General features: G+C 71.1%; 11 protein-coding genes. 10 read left to right on the forward strand and 1 reads right to left on the reverse strand.

The window, feature by feature from the left end:
• Nucleotides 1–11 precede the first annotated feature (11 nt).
• Complete coding sequence (locus tag J2Y46_RS18630; RefSeq protein WP_310244401.1) at nucleotides 12–953, forward strand: NADP-dependent oxidoreductase; 942 nt, start codon at nucleotides 12–14, stop codon at nucleotides 951–953.
• Between the two features lie 26 nt (nucleotides 954–979).
• Here J2Y46_RS18630 and J2Y46_RS18635 read toward each other — a convergent pair whose 3' ends face one another.
• Nucleotides 980–1831, reverse strand: a complete 852-nt coding sequence (locus J2Y46_RS18635) for a sulfurtransferase (protein ID WP_310244406.1) — start codon at nucleotides 1829–1831, stop codon at nucleotides 980–982.
• A 115-nt stretch (nucleotides 1832–1946) separates the two neighbouring features.
• Between J2Y46_RS18635 and J2Y46_RS18640 the strand changes: the two genes are divergently transcribed.
• The 9 genes from J2Y46_RS18640 (at nucleotide 1947) to J2Y46_RS18680 (ending at nucleotide 12201) form a co-directional block, all read left to right on the forward strand.
• Entirely contained in the window at nucleotides 1947–3317 is a 1371-nt protein-coding gene (locus J2Y46_RS18640; protein WP_045299893.1) for an O-acetylhomoserine aminocarboxypropyltransferase/cysteine synthase family protein, read from the forward strand.
• Nucleotides 3318–3379: 62 nt separating this feature from the next.
• Nucleotides 3380–4237 carry a hypothetical protein gene (locus tag J2Y46_RS18645; RefSeq protein ID WP_310244409.1) on the forward strand — a complete coding sequence of 286 codons (858 nt, stop codon included), beginning with the start codon at nucleotides 3380–3382 and terminating at the stop codon, nucleotides 4235–4237.
• A gap of 48 nt (nucleotides 4238–4285) precedes the next feature.
• Complete coding sequence (locus tag J2Y46_RS18650; protein ID WP_045300068.1) at nucleotides 4286–5278, forward strand: Gfo/Idh/MocA family protein; 993 nt, start codon at nucleotides 4286–4288, stop codon at nucleotides 5276–5278.
• A gap of 1 nt (nucleotide 5279) precedes the next feature.
• Nucleotides 5280–6155 carry an NYN domain-containing protein gene (locus tag J2Y46_RS18655; RefSeq protein WP_045299897.1) on the forward strand — a complete coding sequence of 292 codons (876 nt, stop codon included), beginning with the start codon at nucleotides 5280–5282 and terminating at the stop codon, nucleotides 6153–6155.
• Between the two features lie 71 nt (nucleotides 6156–6226).
• Entirely contained in the window at nucleotides 6227–7429 is a 1203-nt protein-coding gene (locus tag J2Y46_RS18660) for an ROK family transcriptional regulator (RefSeq protein ID WP_045299899.1), read from the forward strand.
• A 123-nt stretch (nucleotides 7430–7552) separates the two neighbouring features.
• Entirely contained in the window at nucleotides 7553–8596 is a 1044-nt protein-coding gene (locus J2Y46_RS18665; protein ID WP_245619601.1) for a sugar ABC transporter substrate-binding protein, read from the forward strand.
• A gap of 51 nt (nucleotides 8597–8647) precedes the next feature.
• Nucleotides 8648–9580, forward strand: coding sequence for an ATP-binding cassette domain-containing protein (locus J2Y46_RS18670; RefSeq protein WP_310244414.1), 933 nt, complete (start codon nucleotides 8648–8650; stop codon nucleotides 9578–9580).
• Nucleotides 9577–10824, forward strand: coding sequence for an ABC transporter permease subunit (locus tag J2Y46_RS18675; protein ID WP_310244417.1), 1248 nt, complete (start codon nucleotides 9577–9579; stop codon nucleotides 10822–10824). The genes J2Y46_RS18670 and J2Y46_RS18675 overlap by 4 nt, the downstream gene beginning before the upstream one ends.
• Before the next feature lie 297 nt (nucleotides 10825–11121).
• Complete coding sequence (locus J2Y46_RS18680) at nucleotides 11122–12201, forward strand: sugar ABC transporter substrate-binding protein (protein ID WP_045299903.1); 1080 nt, start codon at nucleotides 11122–11124, stop codon at nucleotides 12199–12201.
• Nucleotides 12202–12218: the final 17 nt, after the last annotated feature.

Genomic DNA, 12218 nt, shown 5'->3' on the forward strand with positions numbered 1-12218 from the left:
TTGCCCCCGTCATGACCACTGCGATCGCCTACACCGAGTTCGGGGGCCCTGAGGTCCTGCATGAGATCCCCGTACCCGAGCCGGTGCCCGCACCCGGGCAGCTTGCGATCCGCGTCACGGCTGCCGGCGTCAATCCGATCGACGCGAAGCTCCGCTCGGGCCGGCGGCCGTCGGCGGAGATCGTCGATCCGCGCCGCATCGGCGCCGACGGCGCCGGAGTCGTCACCGCGGTCGGCGAAGGCGTCGACGGGTTCCGTGTGGGTGAGCCGGTCGTCTTCACCGGGGCGTTCGGCGCCTACGCGACCGAGATCGCGGTTCCCGCCTCCCACGTCTTCCCTCGCCCGCCGCAGGTGAGCGCCGCCGAAGGCGCCGCTCTGGGCATCCCGGTCGGCACGGCGTACCAGGCGCTCCGCTCGCTCGCGGTGGGCGGCGACGACACGGTGCTCGTGCACGCCGGGTCGGGCGCCGTCGGCCAGGCGCTCATCCAGTTCGCCGTGCTGTGGGGGGCGACCGTCGTCGCCACGTCGTCCGAAGGCCGATTCGACCGCGTCCGCGAGCTCGGTGCCATCCCGGTCGCGTACGGCGACGGGCTCGCCGACCGGGTGCGCGCGGCGGCTCCGCAGGGCGTGACCGTCGCGATCGACGCCGCCGGCACGGACGAGGCCCTCCGCACCTCGCTCGATCTGGTCGCCGACCGGCACCGGATCGCGACGCTGGTGCGAGGACGGGATGCCGCCGGCCTCGGCATCCGCGCGTTCTCGGGCGGCTCGCCCGAACCGCTCACCGGGCAGCAGCAGGTCTGGCGCACCGAGGCGGTGCCCGTCGCGCTCGCGCTCATGGCCGCCCGACGCTTCTCGGTCGAGCTCGGTCCGTCCTTCGCGCTCGCCGACGCCGCCGAGGCGCATCGCGCGGCCGAGACGGGCGTGGCGGGCAAGATCACCCTCGTGCCGTGACCCGTCGAGACCGGCCACCGCGCCGGTCACACTGAGCCGGTGACCTCCGCGGGCGCCGGCCCTGTCGCGACCGGGCGTCCGGGAGTGTTCGACCATTGGCTCCACGAGCCCGGGTAGATCCGCAGCTCCAGCCCGGCGAGCTCGGCCGCGAACACCGCCTGCGCGGCGGTCACGCCCGAACCGCAGTACGCCGCCGCGGTCACGCCGTCGCCGACGCCGACCGTGCCGAACAGCGCGCGCAGACTCGCAGCATCCCGGAATCGCTCACCGTCCATGTAGGCGCCGGTCGGGAGGTTCACGGCGCCCGGGATGTGGCCGGCGATCGGGTCGATCGGCTCGACCTCGCCTCGGTAGCGCTCGGCGGCACGTACGTCGATGAGCACGCCCGACGCGGCGAGCGCGGCGGCCTCGTCGATCGACAGCACGGGCTCGGCGATCGGCGCGAGCCGGACCGCACCCGGCTCGGGCGTGACGGGTCCGGACTCCACCGGCAGGCCGGCCGCGGTCCAGGCGCCGAGGCCGCCGTCGAGGATGCGCACGTCGGCGATGCCGGAGCGGGTCAGCAGCCACCATGCGCGCGAGGCGCCCAGGGCGCGATCGTCGTCGTAGACGACCACCGTGTCGCCGTCGTCGATGCCCCAGCGGTGCGCGGCCGCCTGCAGCGCTTCACGAGGAGGAAGCGGATGCCTCCCCTCGTCGGGGCGACCGTGCTGCGAGAGCTCCGTCTCCATGTCGACGTACACGGCGCCGGGCACATGCCCCTCGAGGTGCTCGGCGCTGCCGTCGGGGCGGTCGAGGCGGTAGCGCACATCGAGCACGCGCACGGCGGAGGACCGGAGGAGATCGTCGAGTTCTGCGGGGGTGATCAGCTGCGCCACCCGACCATTCTGGCGCGCCGGCGCACTACCGCCCCTCCACCGGCCCCGGGCCGGGCTCGCAACAGTTCGACACACGACGCACCGCCCCGGGCGCCGCGGCTCGACAATGGTCTGCATGCCTGAACAGACTCGTCCTGCCGCCCCTCGCTCGTTCGCGACGGCGCAGGTGCAGGCCGGGTTCGACTCCGGCATCGCGGAGAACACCGCCATCCCCTCCATCCACCAGTCCAACGGCTTCGAGTTCCGCTCGCTCGCCGAGGCACGCGACCTCTTCGCGCTGCGCAAGGACGGCAACATCTACAGCCGTGCGGCGAACCCGACCGTGCTCGTGTTCGAGCGCCGTGTCGCGGAGCTCGAGGGCGGCATCGCCGCGGCCGGTGTCGCATCGGGGCAGGCCGCCGTCGCCGTGGCACTCCTGGCGCTCGCCAAGCAGGGCGAGCACATCGTCGCCGCCCGTCAGCTCTACGGCGGCACCGTCGACCTGCTGCAGGACACGTTCGCCGACTGGGGCATCGAGGTGACGTTCGTCGACCAGGACGACCTCGCCGCGTGGCGCGCCGCCGTTCGGCCGACCACCCGCGCGCTGTTCGCCGAGTCGATCTCGAATCCGATCGCGCAGGTGCTGGACCTCGGCGCCGTCGCCGCCGTCGCCAAGGAGGCGGGCGTGCCTCTGGTGATCGACAACACCGTCGCGACGCCGTACCTGCAGCGCGCGAAGGACTTCGGCGCCGACATCGTGGTGCACTCCGCCACGAAGTTCCTCGGCGGCCACGGCACGTCCCTCGGCGGCGTCGTCGTCGACCTGGGCACCTTCGACTTCACGGCGGAGCCCGAGCGCTGGCCGCAGCTGACCCAGACGTATCCGCGCGTGCCGGACGGCAGCCTCGTCGAGCGCTTCGGCGAGACCGGGTCGCCGTACATCGCGCTGGTCAAGACGAAGTACGTGCATGACCTCGGTCCGTCGCTGTCGGCCTTCAACGCCTTCCAGCTGCTCCAGGGCCTCGAGACCCTCGACCTGCGCATGGAGCGGCACACCGCGAGCGCCCTCACGGTCGCCCGGTTCCTCGAGACGCACCCCGCTGTGTCGCGCGTGCACCACCCGGGGCTGGAGTCGAGCCCGTGGCACGCACAGGCGCAGACCTATCTCCCCGACGGCGTGAGCTCGGTGTTCGCGTTCGACCTGCCCGCCACCGGCGACGCCGAGGCGGACTTCCGGCTCGTCGAGGCGTTCATCTCGCGCCTGCAGGTGATCCGTCTGGTGGCGAACATCGGCGACGCGCGCAGCCTGGTCGCGCACCCGTCGTCGATGACGCACAGCCACATGTCGCCGACGCAGCTCGCCGAGGCGCACATCGGCCCGACCACGGTGCGCCTGTCGATCGGCCTCGAGGACGCCCGCGACATCGTCGACGACCTTGCCCGCGCTCTGGACCAGGTCCCTGCCGCCCAGCGCCGCGGCGAACTCGCGGAGAGCGTCGCCCGCTAGCCGCGAGTGCTCCGCACGCCCGGCCCTTGCACCCGTCGGGCAGGGTCGGTAGTTTCACGACCATGGCGCGGTCTCTGGGGAGCCTGGCCGTCCTCTCGCTTATCGTGCTGCTCGCTGGGTGCACACCCGCAGCGGGCGATACCGCAGCGCCCTCGCCATCGCCGGAGGGTCCGACGGCATCGTCGACGCCGACGCCGACCAGCCCCGGACTCGACGGGGAGTGGATCGTGGATCTCGCGGACCCGGATCCGGGCTGCATCATGCTGCTCGGCTATCGTCACCTGACGGTCGCCGGCGAAACGGGAACTCTCGATACCGGCGAGACCCCGCTGGCCGGGCCCGTCGAACTGCACGGCGACGCCGTCACGATGCACCTGGAGCGCACGGCGCCGACCAAGGATGCGATCGACATCACCGCAGCACTCGGTCAAGACGGGGTCGCGCGCGGGACGGGCGAGGCCGGCGGCATCCATCCCGGCGGGACGAACGGCTATGCCTGCACGATCCCGCTGTCGCTCGTGCCCGCCGGCGCCGTCGCCGACATGCCGCCCTTCGACACGATCGACGGAACGTGGTGCGCGGCCTACGACCGGACCAGCTGCATGACGATCGCCGACAGCATGGTCGCCGACCTGGACAACCCGCCCCACTCGAAGCTCGACGATCCGACGCCCGGCGGCTTCGGCGACCCCTGCTACGGGAGCGGGATGACGCCGATCGACCCCAACGGCGGCGGCGGCGCCGCGCTGTACTTCTGTCCGAAGGGCTATGCGATCCAGACCGGCAGCGGCGGGGTGGAGGGCGAGATCATCGCCGAGCACGACAACGTCGCGTTCGACCGGCTCTACCTGACTCAGAACCCGCCGTACCTGGGGGTGTACTTCCGCGAGGACGATCTCGCCGCCGCGCTGCAGCAGTAGACGGCCTCCTCCGGGCACGGGGGGCATCGCGCCACTAGCCTCGTGTTCATGAACTCGCCCTCCTCCCCCCGCTGGGGGATCCTCGGACCGGGCGGCATCGCCCGTGCGTTCACCAGCGACCTGCGCACCGCCGGGCTCGACGTCGCCGCGGTGGGCTCGCGGCGACGCGAGACCGCTGAGGCGTTCGCCGCCGACTTCGCCATCCCGCACGCCCACGGCTCGTACGAGGAACTCGTCGCCGATCCGGACGTCGACATCGTCTACATCGCGACGCCGCATCCGATGCACGCGGCGAACGCCCTCCTCGCCCTCGCAGCGGGCAAGCACGTGCTGGTCGAGAAGGCGTTCACCCTCAACGCGGCGGAGGCCCTGGAGGTACGCGACGCCGCAGCGGAACGCGGACTCCTCGCGATGGAGGCGATGTGGACGCGGTATCTGCCGCACATGGTCCGCATCCGCGAACTCGTGGAGTCGGGCGCCCTCGGCGAGGTCCGCGCCGTCACCGCCGACCACACACAGCTGCTGCCCTCCGACCCGGCGCACCGCATCAACGCGCTGGAACTCGGCGGCGGTGCCCTCCTCGACCTCGGGGTCTACCCGGTCTCGTTCGCGTGGGACATCCTGGGCGAGCCCCTCTCCATCGCCGCGGCCGCCCGCATCGGCGACGCGGGATCCGACACCGAGGTGGCGACGATCATGACGCACGCGTCGGGTGCGCTGTCGACCTCCATCTCCGCATCCCGCGCAGCCGGCCCCAACACCGCGACGATCATCGGCACAGAGGCCCGCATCGACATCGACAGCGTCTGGTACACGGCCACCTCGTTCCGCCTCGTCAGCCCCGACGGCACGGTGATCGAGGAATTCCGCTCCGACATCGACGGCCGCGGCATGCAGTACCAGGCGCTCGCGGCTGAGCGGTACCTCGCCGAGGGCCGCACCGATTCCGACGTGCTGCCGATCGACGAGACCGTCGCGATCATGGCCACGCTCGACGAGATCCGCGACCTCGTCGGCGTCCACTACCCCGGTGAGGAGTGACATGCCCGACCTGCAGAGCCCCCGCGTGGCGGTGTACCTGGACTTCGACAACATCGTGATGTCGTGGTACGACCGCGTGCACGGCAAGAACTCCTACTCGCGCGACCGTCAGAAGATCGCGACGGATGCCTCGGACCCCGAGATCGCCGAGCGCCTCGCCGCCGCGACGATCGACGTCGGCGCCATCATCGACTACGCGACGTCGTTCGGCACCCTGGTGCTCACCCGGGCGTACGCCGACTGGTCGGCGCCGGTCAACGCGGAGTACCGCTCCCAGCTCGTGGCGCGCGCCGTCGACCTCGTGCAGCTCTTCCCCGCCGCCGCGTACGCGAAGAACGGCGCCGACATCCGCCTCGCCGTGGACACCGTCGAGGACATGTTCCGCCTCCCCGACCTCACGCACGTGGTCATCGTCGCCGGCGACTCCGACTACGTGCCGCTCGCCCAGCGCTGCCGCCGCCTCGGCCGATTCGTCGTGGGGGTGGGCGTCGCGGGATCGACCGCGAAGTCGCTCGCCGCGGCGTGCGACCAGTTCGACTCGTACGACGCGCTCCCGGGTGTGGCGGCTCCGCCGACCGGGAAGAAGGATGCCGCGCCGCAGCGCGCGTCCGGCAGCCGGCGCTCGAGGAAGGCCGCCGTCGACCCGACCGAGTCCCTCCTCGAGCGCGCGCTGCGGCTCGAGAGCGACAAGGAGGGCGTGGAGTGGCAGCACGCCTCGGCGGTGAAGAGCCTCATCAAACGACTCGACCCGTCGTTCAGCGAGAAGGCCCTCGGGCACAAGAGCTTCTCCGAGTTCGTGAAGGCCCACCCCGGCGTCGCCGAGGTCGACGAATCCGGAAACATCGTCCTCATCCGCCTGGCCGCCGACCGGCGCTGAGTCCGGCGGGCGCGACACCGCGTGATCCCACGGCCGACCTGGGAAATCGGCCGTGGGATACAGTGTGAGCTGTGGCACGCCGTCAAGCCCCGCCGGGCTCGCAGACCTCGCTCCGCGAGGCCAATCGCGCGCGCGTCATCGAGTCTCTGAAGCGCCACGGCCGTCTCACGCAGATCGAGCTCGCCGGCAGCACGGGCCTCTCGCCCGCCACCGTCTCGAACATCGTCAAAGAGCTGACCGCATCGGGCCTGCTGCACACGTCGTTCACCACGAGCAGCGGACGCCGCGCGACCCTCGTGTCGCTCGCCCGCCGTCTGGGACTGGTCGCCGGCGTCCACTACAGCTCCCGCCACCTGCACATCGCGATCGCCGACACCGCGCGCACGATCGTGACGCAGTCGTCGCTCCCGCTCCCACTGGACCACCGCCACGACTCCGAGCTCGACCGCCTCGCGCTGCTGCTCGGCGACATGATGGAGTCCCTCGGCGGATCCATCACCGACCTCCTCGGCGTCGGGCTGGCCCTGCCCGCGCCGATCGACCCCCGCACCGGGATGGTGTCCACACCGGGGCTCCTGCGCGGCTGGGAGAATGTCGACGTCGCCGAGAGCCTGGCCATCCGCATCGGCCGCCCGGTGCATGTCGACAGTGAGGCGAACCTCGGCGGACTCGCCGAGGCCCGCGAGGGCAACGGGCGGTCCGCGGCGTCGTCGGTGTTCATCCGCGTGGGCCACACGATCAGCGCCGGACTCGTCGTGAACGGCGATCTCTTCCGCGGCGTCAACGGCAAGGCCGGCCAGATCGGCCACGTGACGCTCGACGAGAACGGCCCCATCTGCCGCTGCAGCAACCGCGGATGCCTCGAGACCTACGCCGGCGGCCCCGCCCTGCTGTCGCTGTTCCCGCCCAGCGAAGGCATGCACCGCCTCGGCGACCTGCTGCACGCCGCCGAACTCGGCGACGGCGCCGCACGCCGCGTGATCGCCGACGCCGGCCGCCACATCGGGATCGCCGCCGCGAGCCTGTGCAACCTGTTCGACCCCGAGATCATCGTCGTCGGCGGCGAGCTCGGTCAGGCCGGCGAGATCCTCATGGCCCCGATGCGCCACTCGCTCGAGCGCACCGCGCTCCCCTCTGCAGACGGCCTCCCCGAGATCGTCGGCGCCTCGTTCGGGGAGTGGGCCGAGACGCGCGGCGCCATCGCGATCGCCCTCGACCACGTCACGGTCGACGCCCAGCTTCCGACTGCGCCGTCGCTGCCCATCACCGCATAGGCTCGTCCGATGCCCCGTACGCGACTGGATCGGCCGCGACGGCGCCCGATCGGGCGTCGCGCGCCGGCGACAGCCTGGCCTTCACACCCGCAGGCTCGCCCCAGCGCGCCGGCGCTGCGGGGGGTGGGCGCAGGAACCGGCCTCCTCCTCGCCGCGGCGTTGCTGTCGGCCTGCTCCGGTGCACCCGCGCCGGGCGGAACCCCCTCCGACGACACGATCGCGCTGCTGCTGCCCGACGCGAAGACCGCACGGTACGAGACGTTCGACCGGCCGATGTTCGAGGCCCGCGTCGCCGAGCTCGGCGACTACGAGGTGCTCTACGCCAACGCCGACCAGGACGCCGCGAAGCAGCAGCAGCAGGCGGAGTCGGCGCTGACGGCCGGGGCCGGCGTGCTCGTGCTCGATCCGGTGGACGCGAACGCGGCCGTCAGCATCGTGAGCTCGGCCAACGCGAAGGGCGTGCCCGTCATCTCGTACGACCGGCTCATCGCCGGCGGCGACCTGGCGTACTACATCTCGTTCGACAACGAGAAGGTCGGGGTGCTGCAGGCCACCGCGTTCGTGGAGGGCGTGCACGCGGAGGACGACGGCAGCGGCATCCTGATGGTCAACGGCTCGCCCACCGACAGCAACGCGGCGCTGTTCAAGCACGGTGCCCACAGCATCATCGACGGCAGCGGACTGCGCGTGCTCGCCGAGTACGACACCCCCGGGTGGAGCCCTGAGAAGGCGCAGGAGTGGGTGTCGGGCCAGATCGCCCAGCACGGCGGCGCCATCGCCGGGGTGTACGCGGCGAACGACGCGACGGCCGGCGGCGCCATCGCGGCGCTGCGGGTCGCCAACGTCGAGCCCCTCCCGATCGTGACGGGCCAGGATGCCGAGCTCTCCGCGATCCAGCGCATCCTCACCGGCGACCAGTACATGACCGTCTACAAGGCGATCAAGCCGCAGGCCGAGCTCGCCGCCGAGGTCGCGGTCAAGCTGCTCCACGGCGAGGAGGTCACCGCTCCGCTCGAGATCCAGGGCACGCCGGCCACTCTGCTCGACCCGGTGGCCGTGACGATCGACGACATCATGGACACCGTGGTCGCCGACGGGTTCTGGACCGTCGAAGACATCTGCACCCCGGCGTACGCGGATGCGTGCGAAGCGGCGGGCATCGGGTAGGGTCCTGACTCTGACAGGGGTCGGCTGGGGATCGATGAGGACGAGGCGAGGATGTCGATGACGCACCCGCGGGCGGGACGCCCGCGCGAACGCGTGCTGACGATGCGCGGCATCGGCAAGCGCTTCGGCGCGGTCAAGGCGCTCACCGACGTCGACTTCTGGGTCAACGAGGGCGAGGTCGTCGCCCTCGTCGGCGACAACGGCGCCGGCAAGTCGACGCTCGTGAAGGTGCTCGCCGGTGTGCACCCGCCCGACAGCGGGTCGATCGAGTTCGACGGCGAGCCGGTGGGCATCGACACCCCGGCCGACGCCCAGGAGCTCGGGATCGAGACGATCTTCCAGGACCTCGCACTGTGCGACAACCTCGACGTTGTCGCCAACCTGTGGCTGGGCAGGGAGCTGCGCGACGGTGCGACGCTCGACGAGGTCGACATGGAGCAGCGCACCTGGACCCTGCTACGCGAGCTGTCGGCGAAGATCCCGTCGGTGCGCGTGCCCGTCGCTTCCCTCTCGGGCGGACAGCGCCAGACCGTCGCTATCGCGCGGTCGCTCATCGGGGAGCCCCGCGTCGTGATCCTCGACGAGCCGACCGCCGCGCTGGGCGTGGCGCAGACCGCCGAGGTGCTGAACCTCATCGAGCGGCTGCGCGAACGCGGGCACGGCGTCATCCTGATCAGCCACAACATGGCCGACGTCATGGCGGTCGCCGATCGCGTGGTCGTGCTGCGCCTGGGCCGCAACAACGGCGTCTACAACGTCGCCGACGTCACGAGCGAGACGCTCATCGCGGCCATCACGGGTGCGGTCGATCACCCGTCCGCCCGACGGGCACCGGAGCGGGCGGATGCCGCGCCGCCTCCGCCGGCGACGGGCCAGCCGCTCGACGAGCCGCCGCTGGACGAGCACACATCCGGCGGCACCGTGATCCGCATGCCCCGCGCCGGTTCCCGCACGCCTCGTCCCCATGGGGACGGGTCGCGATGAGTCCGCACGGCGACGAGCGCCTGGCCGAGCCGATCGCGCAGGAGCGCCTCCTCAGCGGCAGCGGCATCCGTCACGCGCTCGAGGCGTTCGTCTCCCGCGTCCGCGGCGGCGACCTGGGGGCGCTCCCCGTGGTGCTCGGCATCGCGGTGATCTGGACGGTGTTCCAGCTGCTCAATCCCGTGTTCCTCTCCAGCGAGAACCTCGTGAACCTCACGATGCAGTGCGCGGCGATCGGAACCATCGCGCTGGGAGTGGTGCTCGTGCTCCTGGTAGGCGAGATCGACCTGTCCGTGGGCTCGGTGTCAGGCCTCGCCGCGGCCGTGCTGGCTGTGACCTTCGTGCAGCTGCAGTGGAACCTCGTGCTCTCGCTGATCGCGGCCATCGCGATCGGCTGCCTCGTCGGGCTGCTCTACGGCTTCCTGTACACGAGGTTCGGGCTGCCGAGCTTCGTCATCACGCTCGCCGGTCTGCTCGGCTTCCTCGGGCTGCAACTGTGGGTGCTCGGCGAGACCGGGTCGATCGCGATCCCGTTCGACTCGTGGCTCGTGCAGTTCGCGCAGCAGATGTTCCTCCCCGCGTGGGCCTCGTACCTGGTGGCCGTTCTCGCGGTGGCCGCCTTCGCGTGGTCGCTCGTACGACGATCGCGGCGGCGCGCGGCGGCCAACCTCGTGAGTCAGAGCTACGGCGAGATCGCCGTGCGCAGCGGCGTCCTTCTCGCCTTCCTGCTGGCCTCCACCTGGTACCTGAACCTGTACCGCGGCATCGGCGTGATGTTCCTGTTCTTCCTCGGGCTGGTGGTGGCGATGAACTTCGCCCTGACACGCACCCGCTGGGGCCGCGCGGTCTACGCGGTCGGCGGGTCCGTCGAGGCGGCCCGGCGCGCCGGGATCCGGGTGGATCGCATCTACCTCTCCGTCTTCGCGATGTGCTCCACGCTCGCGGCGGTGGGCGGGATCCTCGCGGCCGCACGGCTGGCTTCGGCGAATCAGAGCTCGGGAACCGGAGACGTCAACCTCAATGCGATCGCCGCCGCCGTCATCGGCGGGACGAGCCTGTTCGGCGGGCGCGGATCGGCCTTCTCGGCCCTGATCGGCATCGTGGTCATCCAGTCGATATCGTCGGGCCTGACTCTGCTCAACCTCGACTCGTCGGTGCAGTTCATGGTCACCGGCGTCGTGCTCGTGCTCGCCGTGATCGTCGACTCGCTGTCGCGCCGCACCCGCGCCGCGACGGGTCGAGCCTGAGCACGCTGCACCCTCGCTGTCTTCACTTGACGAACGCTCCCAGCGGGAGTACAGGTTGTGAGAGGGCTTCGCCTACGCGAAAACAGGCGTTCTCATCCACTTTGCACGCATTCTGCACGGTAAACGCTCTCTAGGGGCCCGGCGAGCGGGTCCGCGCAGCGTCCGACCCGGTGCGTTGCCAAAGCGTTATGTTCAAGACTTGACGATAAGAATCCGTGTCGTCGATGATCGCATCAGCGCGATGAACGCCAGGGACGATCCTGGGGACTCGCCCGCTTCAATGACGAAAGGCAAGAGATGAAGAAGTCTTCGATCCTCGCCGTGGCCGCCCTCACGGGCGCCGCCGCGGTGATGCTGGCCGGCTGCTCCAGCAGCGGCAACGGCAACGGTGGGTCCACGGAGGCCGGCGGCGACGCCGCCAGTCGCGCTTGCGTGATCCTGCCGGACGCGGCCTCGTCGCCGCGCTGGGAGAACTTCGACCGCAAGTACCTCCAGGAGGGCCTGGAGGCGGCCGGATTCGACGCGGACATCCAGAACGCGCAGGGTGACGTCAACAAGTACTCGACGATCGCCGACCAGCAGCTCACGCAGGGTTGCGGCGTCATGCTCCTGGTCGACTACCAGGGCGCGGCCGAGGCCGTCGCGACGAAGGCCAAGGCCGAGGGCATCCCGGTCATCGCCTACGATCGCCCGTTCACCGGCGCCGACTACTACGTGTCGTTCGACAACACCGAGGTCGGACGCCTGGAGGGCCAGACAGTGCTCGACGGTCTCGAGACCGCCGGCAAGGACCCGGCCACCGCGATCGTCGTCTACATGGGCGGCGACCCGACCGACGGCAACGCAGCGATGTTCCACGACGGCGCCGTCGAGGTCATGGAGGCCGCCGGCATCAAGGCGGCTGCCGAGCCTCCCGGGGTGTGGGACCAGGCCAAGTCGCAGACCAACTTCGAGCAGGCGCTGACCTCGCTCGGCGGCAAGGTCGACGGCGTCTGGGTCGCGAACGACACCAACGCGGCGGGCGTGATCAAGGTCCTGCAGGACAACAACCTGACCGGTGTGGCCGTGTCGGGCCAGGACGCCAACGTCGCGGGCCTGCAGAACATCCTGCTCGGCTGGCAGACCGCCACGGTCTACAAGCCGGTCAAGGACGAGGCCACGGCCGCCGTCGACACCGCCGTCTCCCTGCTCAAGGGTGAGGACGTCACCGCGCAGGCCAAGCTCGACGACGGCACGCCCTACATCCAGGTCACGCCGATCCTGGTCGGCCCCGACAAGGTCAAGGACGTCGTCGCCGCCGGCGACGCCGACTACGACGACGTCTGCACGCCGGACGTGATGGCTGCCTGCGAGCAGTACGGAGTCACCGCCCAGTAATGGAGCGGTCTGCGGAC

This window comes from Microbacterium sp. BE35 (assembly GCF_031457705.1).
Classification (GTDB): Bacteria; Actinomycetota; Actinomycetes; order Actinomycetales; family Microbacteriaceae; genus Microbacterium; species Microbacterium trichothecenolyticum.